Genomic DNA, 18,675 nt, shown 5'->3' with positions numbered 1-18,675 from the left:
GTCCCGCCCGTCCTTTTTGGACGGGCGGGACGCCCATCCCACTTTCAAGAGTGAAAGTTATTTAATTCTCATTCCTTAGCAGGTTTTCATCAGCAAGTTCGGTCAAATCTGGTTTCTAAATTGTGACTATATAATACCCTAAATTGCGCCGTTCTTCCACAAAATTCCTAGATATTTTTTATTCACCCCAGATCCGTCCTATAAAATTTTATTTTTACAACCTCTGAATAGATTTAAATCCAACTAATATAACATAATTTCTTTGCTGTCTGTTAGCTAAATCACACATTTTTATAAAACATTAAGATAGAATAGTATAGCGATAAGCTTTTAACGCTACTAGGGTGCTAACATTATGAATTATTTGCTAAGTTGGCCTTGTGGCTGCTGCGACGATTGGAAAGATAGTTCCGAGAGTGCTGTGGTACTCAGAAACGGGCAGCGCATTTGTCAGTCGTGCTACCAGCGCAAATACAAGAATCAGAAGCTATTCGCTAGACGCAGGCGATCGGACATATCTGTATCGCGGCAGACAGTAACAGAGACTCTCGCTTATTAATACGCGAGCCTTTGAATAAAGTCAAGTATTTAGACAAACTCGCATCAGTGGTGGGAATTAATAATCAACAAAAAAAAGAATGAATTTAGTCATCAGTCATCAGTCATCGGTCATTGGTGATCTGTCACTAATTTACTTATTTATCATCAGTCACTTGAAAAGCAGGTAACAGATTTTAACTTAAAAAACGAATGACTGACGACTAATGACTAATGACTAATAACTAAATGATAGTTCCATCAGGAATCGTGGCATTTTTCAGGACTACGATAATGCCGCTGCGGATGTAAAAACCTTGGTTTTCGCGGTTGGCTTCTTCCACTCCGTCTTTATTAATTATTTGAACATTGCGGCCGATGCGGGCATTTTTATCCACAATCGCGCGGCGAATTGTAGTATCTGCACCGATACCGAGGGCGACGCCGCCGTTGTCCAAACTCGAATGCCGTTCGGCGTCGGGTTCGTAGAAGTCAGCACCCATTACCAGGGTGTCTTGAATTGTACATCCAGCTTCAATGCGCGATCGAACTCCCAACACAGAATGGTCGATCCGGCACTGTTTGAGAATGCAGCCTTCAGCAATAATCGATTCCGTCACGTGAGTATCTAAAAGCTTAGTCGGCGGCAAGAAACGCGGGCGAGTATAAATCGGCGCATTTTCATCGTAGAAACTGAAAGGCGGCTGAGGCTGTTTGGTCAGAGCCAAGTTAGCATCGTAAAAAGCCTCAATGGTTCCGATATCTTCCCAATAATCGTCAAACAAATAAGCTTGAACGTTGTGGTCTTTGGCATTATTCGGAATAATCTCTTTACCAAAATCAGTTTGGTTGGGAGATTCTTTCAGAAGTTTAATCAGAACTTCTTTTTTGAAGACGTAAATCCCCATCGAAGCAATGTAAGGACTTTCCTGAGCCTGCTGCGCTGTCAGTCCCAGTTTAGTAGTATCGACCTGCATTTGTTTGAGCGCATCGCCTTTTGGCTTTTCGCTGAAAGAAACAATGCGGCCGTTGTCGTCTATTTTCATCAAACCAAAATCCGAGGCCCGCTTCTCGTCCATAGGCAAAACCGAGAGGGTGATATCGGCATTGGTTTCGCGGTGTCTCTGCACAAACTTCTGGTAGTCCATGCGGTAGAGGTGATCGCCCGAAAGAATCAAGTATTCGTCAACGTCCCACTCTTCTAGCAGCCAGAGATATTGGCGAACTGCGTCGGCTGTCCCTTGAAACCAGTTGGGGTTTTCCTGAGTTTGCTGGGCGGCGAGAACCTCCGCAAATCCCTCGGTGAAGCCGGAAAACTGGTAGGTGCGAGCAATGTGACGGTTCAGGGATGCCGAGTTGAATTGCGTGAGGACGTAGATTTTGACTATTTCCGAGTTGATGCAGTTGCTCAGAGGAATATCGATGAGGCGATATTTGCCTGCGAGGGGAACTGCGGGTTTGGCTCGCAATTTGGTTAGGGGGTAAAGGCGGGTGCCTACACCGCCACCGAGGATGATGGCTAAAACTTTTTTCAAGGAACTTTCTCCCTAGGGTCGATTAACTCTCCAAGTACAGTGTCGGATGGTGAGGGCTTCTTGACAAGGGGGGGGAGCAAGGAAGTTTTGAGTTTTGAGTTATGAGTTGAGTCGCTTACACAGAAACCGGGTTGTTTAATCCAAATACTTCTTCAAACCCTCAATAAGAGTTAAAAAACCCGGTTTCTGAGAGTTGGAGTGCGTCCGGGACAGGAGTTAGGAGTTTTGAGTTGTGAGTTAAAATACCCATCAATCCATAATCGATATTTAAAAAGTTTTGAGTTGTGAGTTAAAATACCTTTCAATAAATAACGGCAGTTTAAGGAAAGAATAAGGTTCGGGGTTTTGGCTGTTAATAACAAGTTTGTTGGGTAAATTCCCCGTTTTCATAATTTCTCGATCGAGGCTCATGGCGCTGTTGTTCTTTTTTAAGGCAGGTAGTCGATCGCACTGCCACGCCCGCTGACCGAAAATCCAGGATACCCGCCACGTGATTCATCCGTCCAGAAATAAAAAACCTGTATCCTATGTAACTTGCCGAACGTATTTATCTCGCGCAAGTCAATGCTTCAATTCTAAAATCTAAAATTTAAAATCTAAAATCGCGCAATCGATTGACACTCTGTGTGATCCTTTCCTCGCATGGTTCTGCTTGAATGTGAGTGATCCGGTTTTTTTAGCGGGCGTTTCTGTTACCTGAGTTTGTCCGAGTCCACAGCACTCAAGAAGCGCTGCCCGTCGGGACGATAAATTGCTAGGTAGAGTCAGTTTTCCATCTTAGATTGACTGCAAATTTGTGTGATTTTTTACAATTTGTCGATCGACAAAAAGGGAGAAAATGTCTATTCTCTACCAAAAGTTAGATACCCTAGAAACCTCTGCTACTGTAGCCTAAGCGGTAAAAGCTAGAAAAAGTGTATGCAAATTCAAACGCCGGACTGGGTTAAAAACGCCGTATTCTACCAAATATTCCCCGATCGCTTCGCCAAAAGCAAACAGCCTCGCAAACGCATGCTGCAAAACTTCATGTGGGAAGAATGGCACGCAATCCCCACCCTGCAAGGCTACAAAGGGGGCGACTTGTGGGGCGTGATGGAAGAGCTAGACTACTTGCAAGACTTAGGAATTAACGCAATTTACTTCACCCCCATATTTCAGTCGGCCAGCAATCACCGCTACCACACCCACGACTACTATCAAGTCGATCCGATGTTGGGTGGCAATCCGGCTTTTAAAGAGCTTCTAGACGCCGCTCACGATCGCAACATCAAAATCGTCCTCGACGGCGTATTCAACCACGCCAGCCGCGGCTTTTTCTTCTTCCACGACATCCTCGAAAACGGCCCCGGTTCTCCTTGGCTCGATTGGTTTAAAATTGAAGGTTGGCCGCTATCTGCTTACGACGGCAATTTTCCTGCTAATTATGCCGGTTGGGATGGGAATCGAGCCCTTCCTGTATTCAATCACGACAATCCAGAAGTGCGAGAATACATCATGGAAATCGCCGAATATTGGATTAAATTCGGCGTCGATGGCTGGCGGCTGGACGTTCCTTTTGAAATTAAAACTCCGGGATTTTGGCAGGAATTTCGAGACCGAGTTAAAGCAGTTAATCCCGAAGCTTACATTGTGGGGGAAGTTTGGGAAGATGCGACAGAATGGCTCGACGGTACTCAATTTGACGGGGTGATGAATTATCTTTTTGCTGCACCGACTATTGCTTTTGCAGCGGGGGACAGGGTTGATTTAACTCAAATTGAAGGCCGTGCTTACCATCCCTATCCGCCGCTTTTTGCTAAAGAGTACGGCGACAAAATTCAGCAGGTTTTGGAAATGTACCCGTGGCCCATACAGCTAACTCAACTTAATTTGTTGGCCAGTCACGATACTGCGAGGTTGTTAACAATTGCAGGAGGCGATAAAGCTAGTGTCGAACTCGCAACTTTGCTGCTGTTAACTTTTCCCGGAGCTCCTAGCATTTACTACGGCGATGAAGTTGGTTTGCCCGGTGCTCTCGATCCCGATTCTCGCCGCGGTTTCCCCTTACAAGCTCGCTGGGAACTTGATGTTTTAGATTATCACAAGCAGTTGATAGCTTTGCGGCACAAATACGCTGCCCTCCGCACTGGATCGTACCAAGTTCTGTTTGCTGAGGGAACGGTTTACGTTTTTGCCAGAATTTTGGGGGATGAGGAAATAGTTGTTGCTGTCAATGTCGCGACCGAAGAAGCTAATATTAGCTTTGAGCCAGCTAGTTTGAAATCTCCTCACGATAAATTGCTGTTCGGTAAAGGCGAGTTTGTTTGGAAAGGTGACGGGAAAACTCGCCTTTTAGAATTGATGCTGCCGGCGCGATCGGGATTGATTTTAGGTTCGGATAATTAGTTCAGCAATTACGCAAGTGTCACGATTCAATCGACTTGTAGGGTGCGTCAGACCGATTGATGGACGGATGATCGAGGGTTTGGGATCTGACCCACCTTACTAATTGTGACACTTGCGTAATTTCTCTAGTTTAAAATGTAAGGTGCGCCCATAATCACCCTACTAAATCTAGAGATGCCGCAAGTTTGATTATGCTGCAAGCAATGCTGGTATAAGGTGCCGGTGTTTGCAATAAATCTAACAAACCAGCCGCTTCAATAACAGTCACGGGTGTTTTGAAAGAGTCTGCATTGGTGGCAGTCTGGACAATATCAGCCATGAGATTTTTCAGGAGTGCAAATAGCAGAAAATCCATCAACGGCGACAATCATTTTAGCAATTTACAAATAGCAGAAAATGAATCGGAGGGATGATGATTATTTTAGCCATTATAAGTTAATTCGGTTGCTGGCTCTGATGGCGAGGCGCGATCGACCTTTTTGGCTTATACTTGGGTCGCCTCCTCTCCCTTGCGGAAAAACTGCTTTAAAATCTCTCCGGGTTCTCTGTCCCAGGTGTCGATATGTTCGTAAATTAAGCCGTCTTTGTCCAGTTTATAAGTAGAGTAGCCGTTAAAAAAAATCCGAGCTTTCCAGGGAACCCGCAGTGTGCCGCGAACAGTCCAATTTGCCACAATACTATCATGGGCTGTCTGACCTACGTCGTGCAGGTCGAAGAAAATCTCGTTAAAGAATAGCTGCCCGTGAAATCGCAGAGTCCAAAAGATAATGCGATAGTTGATTTTTCCTTTAAATTTGTTAACAGGGTCTTGAAAATAAACATCTTTTGTGTAGATGTCGTAGGAGATGTCTTTCTCAAAAAGCGTCGGGAGATCCGCTTTCAGGGTATCTACTGCTTGTTCTACCTGCATTTGATATTCGATCGCGCTCAAACTACCACCTTGTGACAGTATTAATTTATAACTTTAAATGAATAATCTCGATCGGCAGCGGGAGGAGAAAAAAATTGATACTTCAACCAGCTCTAATCTTACCTCTAATTATATTGTCCCCCTCGGCCTTTCTGCTGACCCGGACTTGCGACATCGAAACCTTGGCACAGATTTGACAGAACACCCCCACTCCTCTGACATTCTCGCAGAAATCAACAGCGGCAAGCTGTTGATGGTAGATAGCCGTCGCCGGAACGGCCTAATTTTGATTAAACGTTTCCACGCGGAGTTTGCCGGGCCTGGGGCTGCCGTTGGGGGCGCTTTTGATGTTGACTCTGTGCAGGCTATTCCCGTGGGCGATTTTTGTTTGGTTTGCCCTCACTCTCCCCAAGAAATACAGAAAGCTTTGGGAATTCGGCGGCAGTGGGTGCGGTTAATGGAACAGTTAACGGCAAAGCCTACAGCTTTGGAACGCGCACACATGGTTTTAACTCAGTTTGAACAATATTTGGATTCGGAAACGGTGGCACAAATTCCCGATGAAGCTTTGGCACTTTTAGTAGGCGTATTTCCTCAAACCCTTCGGGCGGCGCGGCAAGGAAATGATCAGTTATAAATTGGTGTAGATACCTTATGGTGTGATCGCGCTGCTACAAGCTCCACTCGGCATTCTGCAAAACTACTCGATAGCCATCTGGGTCTTCAAAGGTCACTCCATCTTTGTCCCAGTAGGGATTGTAGGAGTTTACAGGCTCAAATCCCATTGCTTTCATTCGCTCAACAACCTGCTGCCATTCTTGGTGGTTAGGAAGGTAAAAGACGATAAGATTGTCTTGAGTTGGAGCGCCACCTACAATATGTCCCCGTTGATGGATGAATTCAAAGTGGTGGCTTTCTCCTGGCATCCCAACCATTACTCCGTCAAAACCTTCATGGTTTTCAAAACTATCGAGGATTTGCAGCCCTAAACCCTCTGTGTAGAAATGAACAACTCGATCGAGGTAATCCGTTGGACGAGCAACCCGTAAAACCTTTCCTTGAAGCATATATATCTTCTCCCAAGTTATTTTTGTGTTAAGCAGAAACGGGATACCGAATATTATGACTTGTCAAAAATTTCTCCTATGCGATCGACTGTCCGCTGATTTTCCTCCGGGCTACCCACCGTAATTCGCAAACCTCCTCCAGTATGCCTAATTAAAGTACCTCCCTCTTTTAGCTGCTGCATGATTTGTTTGTGTTCCTGTTCGGCAGATTCGCCCTCGCCGGCTTTCGCCCGCAGGTAAACAAAGTTAGCCGCACTCGGCCAAACTTGCAATTTTTGATGCTGAGTTAGGGCTGCAATTAATTTGGCTCTTTCTGATAGAGTTTCGGGAATGGTTGCTAGCAATAACTGTCGCTGCGCTAGGGCTAACTCGGCTGCAGTTTGCGAGAAACTGGGAAGGTTGTAGGGGAGGCGAATTTTTTCTAAGGCGGCTGTAAGTTCGGGATGGGCGATCGCATATCCGACTCTCATTGATGCTAGTCGAAATGCTTTGGAAAATGTCCGCAAAATTATCCAATTCGGGTGATGGTGCAATTGGTCTGCTAAAGTATTTTGGCTGAATTCAAAATAGGCTTCGTCAATTACTACTAATATCTCTTCGGGTAAGTTTGACAACCATTTTATTTCATCTGCTGTCAAAGCATTGGCTGTGGGCGAATTGGGGTGAACGACAAAGACGGCGCGCACGGGGGGATTTTGATTTTGGGCTATGGCCCTTTTAGCCGCCTCGATATCGATTTCAAAATTCTCCTCTTTCCGCTGAACACTGACAACGGGAATTCCGAGGGTTTGGGCGATTATTCCATACATCGAAAAGGTGGGATTCGCAACGAAAATAGAGCCTGTACCGCCTAAGCAAGTAGCTATTAAGATGGATCTAATTAGTTCGTCGGAACCGTTACCCACAGAAATATTGTCGGCTGTAATGGCGGTTTTTGGCACTGTAACCCCCCCTAGCCCCCCCTTGTTGGGGGGGACATTTAGGGATTCATTGACGTATTGGGCGATCGCCTCTTTGAGCGCTGCGTGGCCTCCGTCGGGATAGCGATTTGTCTCAATTAACTGCTGGTAAGTCCAAGCTAGCTTTTTTTTTAATTCTTCTGGCAAGTCATAGGGGCATTCGTTGGTATCAAGGCGATCGATCGCACTTTCCGAGTGCGCTGGTTCTCCTGATGTGCCGCCCGGATGGGGAGTGTATGCGGTAAGTTCGGCTAACTCTTTTCGGATAAAGGGAAGCATGGTATAATTTACGACTTTTTATTTTAGATTATCTGCTTAGAAGCATCTGAACTTAGCATAGAGCTTGTTCTATCTCGAAAGCAAGAGGAGAGAAGGAATTGAGTTTCTGTCGATCGATTGATGCGTCGGCTGCGGCCAAGTGATTATTCTTAGAAAGTAACTGCTAATATGTGGAAACCAAGTATGAAAGTCAAGCCTTCCGATATATCTAAAAGTGCCGCCGCTACCCTCATAGCTTTGAGTGTGGCGATTCTCCCTTCAGCGCCTGCCTGGGCTCAAACGGACTCAGCTCCGGCACAGAACAATACTGATTCTAATCGAGTTATTCTAGACACCACTCCCCTTCAAGAAAGCAAGGAAGACAACAATCATTGGGGTGCTTTGGGTTTGTTGGGCATCCTCGGTTTGGCGAATCTCTTTCGCAAGGATGAACCCAAACGCTACCGCGATCCGATGGGCGAATAATTTTTTAAACTGCCATCGCACCAGCCAAAAAACCAAATCAACCGTCGTGGATTCAGAAACCGGGTTTTTTACCGAAAGACTGGATTATTGCCTTTAATCCGAGTAACAAATCCGGTTTCTTTGATATATTTGGGTATTTTGGTCACAAAGTTTGTTTATTCAATCACGCCACAAAGCAATCCCGCCCAATAAACCGCTCACATTTGGTACTATTTTAACCTGCGGCGGTAACTCAACAGCAATCTTTTTAGTATTGCCGCCGCCGATGTAAATGCGATCGCAGTTAAAGAGATTTTGCAGATAGGTGAACGCTTTTTCCAAACGGCGATTCCATCTTTTGGAACCGACTGTATCTAATGCCGATCGCCCTAATTGCTGTTCGTAAGTTTCCCCTTTGCGAAACGGGTGATGTCCTAATTCTAGATTTGGCACCAAGATACCATCGACAAATAAGGCAGAACCGAAACCGGTGCCCAGGGTAATTACTAATTCTACCCCCGTCCCAGCAATTGCTCCCAATCCTTGAATATCGGCATCGTTAGCCACTCGCACAGGTTTTCCCAAGCGATCTTTGAGGGTAGTTTCTAGGTCAAAATCTATCCAAGACGGATCTAAATTCACTGCGGTTTTGATGACGCCTAGACGCACGACGCCGGGAAAACCGACGGATACTCGGTCAAATTCCCCTTGTCCGCTTGCTAAAGAGGCGATCGCCTCTAATACGGGTTCCGGTTTCGGTGGTTGAGGCGTTTCTAAACGGCTGCGTTCCGTTTGGGGCTCGCCTTCATTGTCCAAAACCATAACTTTTATGCCACTTCCGCCAATGTCAACGGCTAAGGTGCGAGTCGATCGATCTTGTTGAGTCATTTGATTGTTAAGACTTGCAAGTTGGTCAAATTTTAATTTTTGAATTGGCAAAACTTTTGAATCGCTTCCCAAATTTCCGCTAGGACATTTCCCAAAGAATGATCGTCTTCTAATTCGATTAATTGCACCCAGGGACGGTTAGCGGCAAAATCTCTGCTAGCTTGAATCGGTATTATTGTATCATGCTGGCCGTGAAGGATTAACGTAGGGACTGACCGCATTAATTTTTCTTCAGGGTATTGAGCCATATCTGCCAAAAACTGATAATTCAGCGGCAGATAACCTTGTTCGCCGTAGTGGTAAACGGGCAAATATTTCTCCGACTGCCACTTTTCTAACTGTTGCTGTCCCAACAGCGGCAGCCAGTGGGAGATAAATTGAAAAGCCGGTGCTAACAAAACTATTTGTTTTACTGACAATTGTCGCTGGGCCAACCAAGCCGCTGTCAGCCCCCCAAAACTAGACCCAATTATTGTAACTCCCCCTAATTGTTCCTTATCTGCCGATGGGGAGGATATCGAATTAGCGGTTTGCAAAAATTCTGTTTCTATTTGCTGCAACTGGCGGGTGAGGGTGAGACCGGAAAAATCGTTTTGATTGAGATCGGGAGTTTTTAGGTCAATTTCTAGGGACGAAAAGCAATCTCGGAAATATCTTGCCTTAAGGGAATCGGGACTTGATGCAAATCCGTGTAAATAAATGTAACTCGAATGGTTTTTTAAATTCATTCAGTAATTGATATTTAACAACAAATATTAATTATAACACCCACAGCCCCGACTTCTTTAAGAAGTCGGGGCTCTAATAAGCCGTGAACAAAATGGCACTATTACTGCGGTTTTTGACGGTTTTGCATCCGGTTTTTAGCATTTTGTCGGCGCTGCTGCATCAGTTGAGCGAATTGGCTGCGCTGTTCAGGCGTGAGCACTTCTCGCATTGCGAGTGTATTTTCAAATTGCACCTCTTCAAACTGCTGTCTCAATCCCATTATTTGACGGTGTTTTTCACGAATTTCGCTGGCATTTGCCGTGCCGGACATCATCGTGTCCAATTCTTGTCGGGCTTGGCGAACTGCTTGCATTCGCTGGGAAAGTTGGTCTTTGTAGCGATCGCGAACTGCTTGCATTTGCTGCTTTTGGTCAGCGCTTAAATTCAGTTGCTCAAACATCCCGCCTTCCTTGCCAGCGGGTCGATTTGGTCGCTGATTTTGGGCAATTGTTTCCGGTTCTAAAGGATTAGGAACTGCTATTGCTGCGGCTGTGCTGCCGAGAGTCAGCATTAAAACGGCTAGGGCAGAAATACGACGAATTGACATGAAAATTACCTCTTTGATATTACTTATTTGTTGGCGGTTCGCTTTCCGAGGAAACAGGGAAATTCAACCAGTCTGTTGGCGGGCGATCGGTCATAGTTTCTTGGGGAGAGTCATGGAGTACACCCTCCCAGTTAGTCACTAAAAATGCTTCTAAGTTAGCTGTTTCCTCATCTGGTAATTGTGCAGTCTCAAACGGACGGTAGCCAGACCAAAAAAGTAGCAGGCTAGCAGCAATCGCAGACGACACAGCCCACTTAGAAACAGATGATATTTTTAACCTGTCATGAGACTTAGGTGACGTAGTTACTCGCCTTTTTTCCCGGTGTTTTTCATTAAGAAGGCTCGCCTGATTAGTTTCTATTGCTGCTAGAATTTTTTGCTCTAAATCTGGTGCAGCTTCAGGAATATTGGCGCGATGTTGCTTCAAGAAATTAACTAACTCTTGGTCGCTGCTTGGGTTATTCATAGCTCGCTGACACCTTCTTTTTGCAAAAATTGCCGCACAGCATTTCGGGCATAAAACACGCGAGATTTGACAGTTCCCGCAGGCAGTCCCAAAATTTGGGCTACTTCTTTTTGCGGGATGTCTTCTAAGTCGTGCAGCACCAAAACGCTGCGGTGTTCAAAGCTCAATTGCTCCAGTCCGCGCTGCACTAAATCTTGATAGTGCAACTGCATCAAGTCCGATGTGTTATCTTTGAGAATAACCCGATCCATTGTTTCTTGATTTTTGAGTTGGGAGTCAAAAGAATGCTGTTTAGCAAATGCTTGTCTTTGGTCGGAAGCCACATTCCAAGTGATTCGATAAAGCCAAGTAGAAAAGTTTTCCTGGTGCTTGAGTTTGGGCAATCCTTTCCAGACTCGCAGGAATACTTCTTGTGCTAAATCGTCAAGAAGCGAGGGGCCGCAGAGTTGGTAAAGGGTTGACCTGACTTTGAGTTGGTAGCGTTGGTAAAGGTAGCGAAAGCAAGTGCGATCGCCCTTTAAACATTGAGCAACTAAGTCCGAGTCGGAACAGTCATCGATTAAAACATTGGCTGACACAGCTAACACCTGTGAAGTCTCCCCCACCAGTTCGTTATCTGAAGTGTTTAGACAGGGCGATCGCGAAAAAGGTTCAAATCATTTAAAATTTTATTTTGAGCATGAATCCGCTTGGGCTGGAAAACTGCACCAATGTCAGTAACAGGCTTTCCGGCCTGTTCCACAAAAATTAAATAAATTTTATTGTGGGCAGTAAAGGTTGGGCTTCTAGCCCGCCCCTAACAGGCAAGAGACCTGTTCCACAAAACTCAATTTTATTGTGGAACGGGCCGAAGAGCCCGTTCTTAACAATAATGCAAGATGTTATTTATAACTATTTACAGCATTTTTCCAATAAGTATAAGTTTCTAAACCAATACTTTTTTGGTCTTCATTATAGATATCATCTAAACATTTAAAAAGAGCCAAAGCATAATTTTTTAATCCCAACTCTGTTAAACTTGTGAGAATCCTAGTCAGCCGCAAATAGTTGTGATTAAATTTTTCAATCCACTGTCTTTTTTTTAAAAAATATTTCTCTGATTTCGCAATTACAATTTCTGCGTTTTCCCCTTCGCGGCATTCCAACCCGTAAAACGCCAGCATGACTTTTAGAGATTTGAATAAGCGACTTCTCAACTCTTCACTTGTTCTAAAAGCTTTAATTACCTCATCATTTAAAGTTGGAGCACTGGAATTAAAGCGACTCTTTTCTCTCAGCGGAAACAGCCATTGAATGTAATTGTGCACGGATTCCAGCTTCTGGTAATCCCACGACCAAATATCCTCGATCGCCCGACCTTGAGAATCAGGCTGCTGACCGAGATAGAATGCTAAAATTTTGTTTTGTTTGGTTGAATTACTCATTAATCTGCTATACAAAAAATCAGAATGTTACTCTTCAGTCGGTTAAAACTGAGATGTTACACCAATATAAATAAAGGAATTTATCGCGGGGTGGGGGCGGTTTTTGACTCTTTGGGTATCTGTTTAAGCTATTGGTGAACCCGCCCCTAAAGATTTTTAAGAATGTTGTTCTTCAGTCAGTTTTAACTCACATCTTGCACCATTCGCAATTACCTGTAGGGGCGGGTTCGCCAACAGCCTCTCCGGTTGCAGATAGGTTAAATAAACCCGCCCCAACCCCACCAATAGCCCTTTATTGAGATTGGTGCAAGATTTCAGTTTCAACCGACTTTAGCTATTAGCCAGGGGTTTAAACCCCTGACTGCTTCCCCCGCTTTACCGCAGAGTCACAAACTCTTCAGCAGTCGATGGGTGAATGCCAATAGTCGCGTCGAAGTCTTTCTTCGTAGCCCCCATATTAACCGCGATCGCCATTCCTTGAATAATCTCGCCCGCGTCTTTCCCAACCATGTGCACACCCAAAACTCTGTCAGTATTAGTTTCAACAACTAACTTGACAAAAGTTTTCTCATCTGCACCTGTCAAAGAATGAAACATGGGTCTAAACTTGGCTGTATAGCACTTAATTGATTCGGGAAACTTGGCTTTAGCTTCCTCTTCTGTTAAGCCAACTGTAGCTGCTTCCGGCTGCGAAAATACTGCTGATGCAACATTTTCGTGACTGATCGATCTGGGGTTATTACCAAATTCAGTATCTGCAAAAGCGCGGCCTTCGGCGATCGCAATTGGCGTTAAATTGATGCGGTTGGTGCAATCTCCCACTGCAAAAATGTGGGGCTGACTGGTGCGGCTGTCTTTGGTAACTGCGATCGCACCTTTATCGGTTTCTACCCCCGCATTTTCTAAACCCAATTTTTCTAAATTTGGTAAGCGCCCGGTAGCGCACAACAGGGCGTCTACTATTAGCGTTCCTTCAGATTTTCCCGACAGAGTTAATTTTAAACCTTCTGGGGTTTTCTCAATTTGTGCGATCGAGCTTTCTGTCAAAAATTCGATTCCGTGCTTAATCATTCCTTCTTGCACGTTGGCGCGAATTTCTGCGTCGAAGTAGTGCAAAATTTGATCGCGCCGGATGATTTGAGTTACTTGGCTTCCCAACCCGTTCATGATGCAGGCAAATTCGACGCCGATGTAGCCACCGCCCCAAATTGCTAAGCGTTTTGGCTGCTCTTTTAGCAAGAAGATTTCACGGGAAGTAATCGCGTGTTCGATACCGGGAATGTCAATGCGATGGGCTTCACCGCCCACTGCAATTAAGATTTTGGCGGCGGTGATTTTTCTGTCACCAACTTCGACGGTATGGGGGTCAATAAATTTGGCGTATCCTGAGATTAATTCGACTCCGGCTTTTTCAAGAAAGCTGATGTGCAGTTTGCTGAGTCGGCGCACTTCTGTGTCTACCGTGGTGACAAGTTTTTCCCAATCAAAGCTGCTTTCTACTGGACTCCAACCGTAGCCCACCGCATCTTCGTAAAGGTGCGAAAATGTGGAGGCGTACACCATGAGTTTTTTGGGGACACAGCCGCGAATTACGCAGGTTCCGCCTACTAAGTCATTTTCGGCGATCGCCACTTTTGCGCCGTAGGATGCTGCTCGCTTGGAACTCGCCAATCCGCCGGAACCCGCACCTATCACAAACAAGTCGTAGTCGTATGTCATAATTGTCTGTACCTTCTTATCGCCCACTTACCAATTTTACGCTTTACTTTTCTTAATGATATCTCAAAAAAATTTTGTTTTTTTTGGGGTCAACTACTTTACTTTTTGCGCTTACTGAGGTATTATTTAATAATAGGAATATTTGCATTAATTTTAAAATTTCTCACACTCCCATTATTAGACTATAGCACAAGCGACCGACAAGAAACATATAAAAATGTAAATTTTTTTTCTGCGGCAGATGAGGAAATAGCTAATTATAGTTCTCGGAGACAACCACCATGCAAGTCACGACCGAACAAATTATTTATCCATGCAGCGACGGTCAACCAATGGCAGATAGCACAATTCAATACAAATTAATCGTCAAAATCAAAGAAGGTTGCGAATCGCTGTTTAAAAACGACCCAAACGTGTTTGTAGCAGCCGATTTACTGTGGTATCCAGTTGAAGGTAGACCAGACATTTCTCAAGCACCGGATGTCATGGTAATATTTGGCAGACCAAAAGGCGATCGACGTTCCTACCTGCAATTTAACGAAGATAATATTGCTCCCCAAGTTGCCTTTGAGATTCGCTCTCACAACGACAGACAAACCAAGATGTACAAAAAACTTTCATTTTACAATCGCTATGGAGTCGATGAATATTACCTTTACGATCCCGAAAGCAACGATTTGAGCGGTTGGCAAAGAATTGAAGGAAACTTAGAAATAATTGAGCCGATGGAGGGCTGGGTAAGTCCGAGATTGGGAGTACGATTTGAGTTGGGCGAAGCTGGGTTAGAAATTTATCGACCCGATGGACAAAGGTTTCTTTCCTATGCGGAATTGGAGGAACAGGGGGAATTAAACCGCCAGCGTGCCGAACAAGAAGCTCAAAGAGCCGAACGTTTGGCAGCAAAACTGCGCGAATTGAACATCGATCCTGAGAGCATTTAAGCGACAAATTAGACCTCTTGCAAAGGTCAAAAACACCCCCCTCAGTCCCCCCTTGCTAAGGGGGGAAGCAAGAAAAATTAGGCTCCCTCCCCGCGACTTCGGGGAGGGTTGGGAAGGGGTCTCAGCATTTTTGCAAGAGCTCTATTGTTGAATTTAGGGCTTACGCATCAAGACCACAGAAACCGGGTTTTTTATGGTTTATGCGCGCTGTAGCGAATGATGTTCGTGAAAAAACCAGGTTTCTCACCACCTTTGTGTAAGTTCCATAATTACAATTTGTCCCACTTGTTTAAAGTCGCGAAGCAATCTCCATTCTTCGGGATTGGTTCACTCTACTCCGGTGCATTTGCAATGACCGAAAGCATCCAGAATACAAGCCCCTAGATTCATTCCTTCGGAGACTCAGAACCCAGAGATAAAAAACCTGTATCCGATGAAACTTTCCCCCCTAATTTATCTCGCGCAAGTCAGTCGATTTTAGATTTTAGATTTTAGATTTTAGATTTACCCCACAGATAAATCTGGGAGCTTGAACTAGGGTCTAAAATTTTTATCTTTCCACGACTTAAGTCGGGAGCTTGTATCCGTTTTTGGGCCTTGTCAATGCTTCAATGCTTCAATCTAAAATCTAAAATCTAAAATCGATTGACGCCTGATACTAAAATTAGCGTCCAAACGATCGCCACGACCGCCGCCAAAACCGATAAGAAGTGTTAAGTTAGTAGTTAGTTGTGTCGATCGCACAGAAAAAAATGCCTGAACTACAAACCGATACATACCAAGACCTCGACCCGCAAGTCCTCTCAAAGCCCGTTGTTGTCGGTCTGGAAGAGGTAACAAAAGTTTACGGGATTGGCGACCTGGAAGTTCGCGCCTTAAACGGCGTCAGCTTGACCGTAAGACAAGGAGAATATTGCTCGATTATGGGCGCATCGGGATCGGGCAAATCTACAGCTATGAATATTATCGGCTGTCTCGATCGACCTACGAGCGGCAGTTACTACTTAGACGGCGTAGATGTCGCCCAAATGCCCGAATCAGAATTAGCCGGAATTCGCAATTTAAAATTAGGTTTTGTCTTCCAACAATTTCACCTGTTGCCTCAATTGACAGCATTAGAAAATGTCATGTTACCGATGGTTTATGCTGGCATTCCCGCAGCAGAAAGACGGGAACGGGGAGTAGACGCTTTAACAAAAGTAGGGCTGGAAAGTCGGCTGCAAAACAGACCAAATCAACTATCAGGAGGACAGCAGCAGCGGGTAGCCATCGCCAGGGCTATTGTCAACCGTCCCGTGTTGTTGCTGGCTGATGAACCTACAGGTGCATTGGATACAAAAACTACTCAAGAAGTAATGGATATTTTTACAGAATTCAACGAAAGCGGCATGACTGTTGTGATGGTAACGCACGAACCCGAAGTAGCGCGTCAAACTCGCCGCGTTGTCTGGTTCCGCGACGGTAAAGTTATTCACAATAATCTCAACCCGGAAGAACTTTCACACGCGGTATTTTAGTAGAATAGTCCGCGAAAAGCGAAAAGAAAATCGGGCGAGTGAAATCGCTTCTAGACAAACGAAGTCCACTCCAAGCGGACTGAAGAATCAAGAGGGTATTACTTCTATCCAAGAGGGCTTTAGCTATTAGACAGGGGTTTTCAACCCCTGGCGGACTAATAGACAAAACGCCAGATATCTGATTAATGAAAAGCACTGGGAAAAGCTTCCCAAACTCGATCGACAAAATCTCTAAGTTGCCGAGATGCGATCGCACCATCCTTTTTCTCAGCATCCAGAGACTGCAACTGAGTCAACAGCGAAATCACCTCAGTATCCAGCGCAGCCCGGAACAAACTCAGCGGCCACAGCAAATCAGCACCATCCCGCAAATCGGATAAAGTGTAGTCTTCCGACCATTGCGCCGATAAATCCTTCCCTGACAGTAATACAACTAACATTAAAGGGCGCACCCAACAAATTTGACGTGCCTCAACCACTTGGATCACCTCTGAATGCAGGCACGCATCTCCACATTCTAAACTGACAATTTGACCCGGCTTAAAGTTCAAAGCACAATCCATTAATGCTCACACTTAATACAGACATAACAAAGCAGCGAAATAAGTGCTGCATCTCTCCACAGCACCGGAAAACATTATATCATAATTCCTTCTTCCTTCTTCCTTCTTCCTTCTTCCTTCTATCCTTTACATCCGTTACATCCGTTACAAAATCCGTTGCCGAACTTCCTTCTTCCTTCTATCCTTTACATCCGTTACAAAATCCGTTGCCGAACCTTCTTCCTTCTCAACTTTCATCAAGCTTTTTAAGAGCCATTTCGAGATCGGCTGTCAACAATCGTGCTTCTTTTTTACCACCGCCACCATGGGCATAATCCGCCACGGAAATCGGAGAACCGATCGCAATTTTTACCTGAGCACCCCATTGAGGAATCCGCGGGCGATAGCGGATACTCATCGGTACAATTTTCACCCCCAAACCCGGTTTGCTCAACTCTGCTTGCATTGCCAAACGCGCCAATCCCGGCTTAATCGGATGAACTTCGCCATCCTGAAAAATACCGCCTTCGGGAAAAATCACCAACATTTCCTTGTCGAGGAGTAATTCCACCCCATAACGGAGACTGCCAATTGCCGGATGCTTGAGATCCACAGCAAACCCCCCCAAATGTCTGATGAACCAACCTTGCAGTCCTTTGACCTCATCAGCAGTTACCATAAACCGCAAATCGCGTCCAGTCACCTTCTGTCCCGTTGAATAGGGCATCATCAGGGCATCCCACCGGGAGCGGTGCGTAGGGGCTAAGATGACAGGCCCGTCTTTCGGCAAGTGCTCCTGTCCGGTTATCTCAATCTTGCCAAAATGAAACGGTAGGACAACATAGTGACCTAGCGGATAGAGCAAGGAGGTTAACCAAGGAGAAACGCGAGAGGTATTAGATGCTACCTTGGCAGGCATTGGCTTCACTAGAGATGATTTACTGGACTGCTTGATCGAGATATAAAGTCTAAAGTAAGGTGTTGGTCAAATCTTTAGTTTTTGGATCGGGACAGTTTTGCTATTGGCCTTGTGCCGATCGAGCGATCGCGCCCGCAAGAGATAATCTGTCACAGGTAAAACCTCAGCCAACCGGACAGCACTAATGCAGAGCAGTCGGCCGCCTGGAAAGCTTGATCGGGCAATTACGGATCTATTATTTCAGTTAAAGGATCAATTTCAATTAAACATCGCCCCGAAGAGAGTAAAAAATTTTACCTGTTAATTTTTCCGGCGCGCTTCAAACCAAGAAAGCAACTGATCGCGGCAAACAGACTCCATAATACCGCCGAGCACCTCTAAGCGGTGACACGAATGCGCGCTATCGGGAATATTAGCGGCAGTCCGAATCGTGCCAGTTTTCGGGTCATCTGCTCCGTATACCAGCAAACCAATCCGAGCTTGGACGATCGCACCCGCGCACATCGGGCAAGGCTCCAGCGTTACGTAGAGCGTGCATTGCTTGAGATGCCAGTCTTGCAAAACTTTGCCTGCCGCGCGCAAAGCCAAGATTTCAGCGTGAGCAGTCGGATCGCAATCTCGCTCTCGCCGATTTTGCGCTTCGGCAATCAATTTGCCAGTACCGTCAACAATGGCAGCACCCACAGGTACTTCACCAGCATCACCCGCTGCTTGCGCCAGTTCCACAGCCCTAGTCATCCAACGTTTGTGAATAAAATAAGTAGTCTCACTAATAGACAACGGCTCAGCTTTATAATTCACGTCATCCCTAAGTAACAGAAAAACTTA

Annotated in this window: 21 protein-coding genes; 6 read left to right on the top strand and 15 right to left on the bottom strand. The window is 45.3% G+C overall.

From position 1 onward, the window contains the following. Nucleotides 1-355 precede the first annotated feature (355 nt). Nucleotides 356-559: a hypothetical protein gene (locus QT973_RS22915; RefSeq protein ID WP_333057744.1), complete on the top strand. Its 204-nt coding sequence runs from the start codon at nucleotides 356-358 to the stop codon at nucleotides 557-559. Between the two features lie 223 nt (nucleotides 560-782). Here the strand turns inward: QT973_RS22915 and QT973_RS22910 are convergent, their stop codons facing one another. Further along, nucleotides 783-2,072, bottom strand: coding sequence for a glucose-1-phosphate adenylyltransferase (locus QT973_RS22910; protein ID WP_333057746.1), 1,290 nt, complete (start codon nucleotides 2,070-2,072; stop codon nucleotides 783-785). Between the two features lie 918 nt (nucleotides 2,073-2,990). On the opposite strand from QT973_RS22910, the gene QT973_RS22905 reads away from it, so the two are divergent. Further along, complete coding sequence (locus tag QT973_RS22905; protein ID WP_333057748.1) at nucleotides 2,991-4,457, top strand: glycoside hydrolase family 13 protein; 1,467 nt, start codon at nucleotides 2,991-2,993, stop codon at nucleotides 4,455-4,457. Between the two features lie 154 nt (nucleotides 4,458-4,611). Here the strand turns inward: QT973_RS22905 and QT973_RS22900 are convergent, their stop codons facing one another. Further along, a complete protein-coding gene (locus tag QT973_RS22900) occupies nucleotides 4,612-4,776 on the bottom strand; it encodes a hypothetical protein (RefSeq protein ID WP_333057750.1) in 165 nt (54 codons plus the stop codon). 165 nt (nucleotides 4,777-4,941) lie between these two features. Further along, nucleotides 4,942-5,367, bottom strand: coding sequence for a DUF2358 domain-containing protein (locus QT973_RS22895; protein ID WP_333057773.1), 426 nt, complete (start codon nucleotides 5,365-5,367; stop codon nucleotides 4,942-4,944). 58 nt (nucleotides 5,368-5,425) lie between these two features. On the opposite strand from QT973_RS22895, the gene QT973_RS22890 reads away from it, so the two are divergent. Next, nucleotides 5,426-6,004, top strand: a complete 579-nt coding sequence (locus QT973_RS22890) for a hypothetical protein (RefSeq protein ID WP_333057751.1) — start codon at nucleotides 5,426-5,428, stop codon at nucleotides 6,002-6,004. 34 nt (nucleotides 6,005-6,038) lie between these two features. Here QT973_RS22890 and QT973_RS22885 read toward each other — a convergent pair whose 3' ends face one another. Together QT973_RS22885 and QT973_RS22880 are read right to left on the bottom strand one after the other, a co-directional pair. Continuing rightward, a complete protein-coding gene (locus QT973_RS22885) occupies nucleotides 6,039-6,434 on the bottom strand; it encodes a VOC family protein (RefSeq protein ID WP_333057752.1) in 396 nt (131 codons plus the stop codon). Between the two features lie 53 nt (nucleotides 6,435-6,487). Further along, on the bottom strand, nucleotides 6,488-7,672 hold the full coding sequence (locus QT973_RS22880; protein ID WP_333057753.1) for a histidinol-phosphate transaminase: 1,185 nt from the start codon (nucleotides 7,670-7,672) through the stop codon (nucleotides 6,488-6,490). A gap of 183 nt (nucleotides 7,673-7,855) precedes the next feature. Here QT973_RS22880 and QT973_RS22875 point away from each other — a divergent pair, with 183 nt between their 5' ends. Next, nucleotides 7,856-8,137, top strand: a complete 282-nt coding sequence (locus tag QT973_RS22875; protein WP_333057754.1) for a WGxxGxxG family protein — start codon at nucleotides 7,856-7,858, stop codon at nucleotides 8,135-8,137. Between the two features lie 159 nt (nucleotides 8,138-8,296). Here QT973_RS22875 and QT973_RS22870 read toward each other — a convergent pair whose 3' ends face one another. The 7 genes from QT973_RS22870 to gor form a co-directional block, all read right to left on the bottom strand. Beyond that, the gene (locus QT973_RS22870; RefSeq protein WP_333264152.1) at nucleotides 8,297-9,004 is read right to left on the bottom strand and encodes an ROK family protein; all 708 of its coding nucleotides are present in this window, start codon (nucleotides 9,002-9,004) and stop codon (nucleotides 8,297-8,299) included. A gap of 32 nt (nucleotides 9,005-9,036) precedes the next feature. Further along, entirely contained in the window at nucleotides 9,037-9,732 is a 696-nt protein-coding gene (locus tag QT973_RS22865; protein ID WP_333057756.1) for a YqiA/YcfP family alpha/beta fold hydrolase, read from the bottom strand. A gap of 101 nt (nucleotides 9,733-9,833) precedes the next feature. Continuing rightward, nucleotides 9,834-10,319 carry a Spy/CpxP family protein refolding chaperone gene (locus QT973_RS22860; RefSeq protein WP_333057757.1) on the bottom strand — a complete coding sequence of 162 codons (486 nt, stop codon included), beginning with the start codon at nucleotides 10,317-10,319 and terminating at the stop codon, nucleotides 9,834-9,836. Between the two features lie 19 nt (nucleotides 10,320-10,338). After that, nucleotides 10,339-10,785 (bottom strand): hypothetical protein, encoded by a 447-nt coding sequence (locus QT973_RS22855; protein WP_333212404.1) that lies wholly within the window; start codon nucleotides 10,783-10,785, stop codon nucleotides 10,339-10,341. Beyond that, complete coding sequence (locus tag QT973_RS22850) at nucleotides 10,782-11,372, bottom strand: sigma-70 family RNA polymerase sigma factor (protein ID WP_333057759.1); 591 nt, start codon at nucleotides 11,370-11,372, stop codon at nucleotides 10,782-10,784. Before QT973_RS22850 ends, QT973_RS22855 begins: the two co-directional genes overlap by 4 nt. Nucleotides 11,373-11,666: 294 nt before the next feature. Further along, nucleotides 11,667-12,209 carry an opioid growth factor receptor-related protein gene (locus QT973_RS22845; protein ID WP_333057760.1) on the bottom strand — a complete coding sequence of 181 codons (543 nt, stop codon included), beginning with the start codon at nucleotides 12,207-12,209 and terminating at the stop codon, nucleotides 11,667-11,669. 375 nt (nucleotides 12,210-12,584) lie between these two features. Then, nucleotides 12,585-13,928, bottom strand: coding sequence for a glutathione-disulfide reductase (gene gor / locus QT973_RS22840; protein WP_333057761.1), 1,344 nt, complete (start codon nucleotides 13,926-13,928; stop codon nucleotides 12,585-12,587). Nucleotides 13,929-14,209: 281 nt separating this feature from the next. Here gor and QT973_RS22835 point away from each other — a divergent pair, with 281 nt between their 5' ends. Together QT973_RS22835 and QT973_RS22830 are read left to right on the top strand one after the other, a co-directional pair. Continuing rightward, nucleotides 14,210-14,869, top strand: coding sequence for a Uma2 family endonuclease (locus tag QT973_RS22835; RefSeq protein WP_333057762.1), 660 nt, complete (start codon nucleotides 14,210-14,212; stop codon nucleotides 14,867-14,869). Between the two features lie 752 nt (nucleotides 14,870-15,621). Continuing rightward, nucleotides 15,622-16,386, top strand: a complete 765-nt coding sequence (locus QT973_RS22830) for an ABC transporter ATP-binding protein (protein ID WP_333057763.1) — start codon at nucleotides 15,622-15,624, stop codon at nucleotides 16,384-16,386. Between the two features lie 182 nt (nucleotides 16,387-16,568). Here QT973_RS22830 and QT973_RS22825 read toward each other — a convergent pair whose 3' ends face one another. The 3 genes from QT973_RS22825 to tadA form a co-directional block, all read right to left on the bottom strand. Then, on the bottom strand, nucleotides 16,569-16,937 hold the full coding sequence (locus QT973_RS22825; protein WP_445243070.1) for a hypothetical protein: 369 nt from the start codon (nucleotides 16,935-16,937) through the stop codon (nucleotides 16,569-16,571). Nucleotides 16,938-17,175: 238 nt separating this feature from the next. Continuing rightward, nucleotides 17,176-17,847, bottom strand: a complete 672-nt coding sequence (locus QT973_RS22820; RefSeq protein ID WP_333057774.1) for a lysophospholipid acyltransferase family protein — start codon at nucleotides 17,845-17,847, stop codon at nucleotides 17,176-17,178. 300 nt (nucleotides 17,848-18,147) lie between these two features. Then, a complete protein-coding gene (gene tadA / locus QT973_RS22815; protein WP_333057765.1) occupies nucleotides 18,148-18,648 on the bottom strand; it encodes a tRNA adenosine(34) deaminase TadA in 501 nt (166 codons plus the stop codon). Between the last annotated feature and the right edge of the window lie 27 nt (nucleotides 18,649-18,675).

Source organism: Microcoleus sp. Z1_A1 (assembly GCF_036700305.1).
Taxonomy (GTDB): Bacteria; Cyanobacteriota; Cyanobacteriia; order Cyanobacteriales; family Microcoleaceae; genus Microcoleus.
Note: the sequence above shows the minus strand (reverse complement) of the source record. Positions and strands in the feature narration are given on the sequence as shown.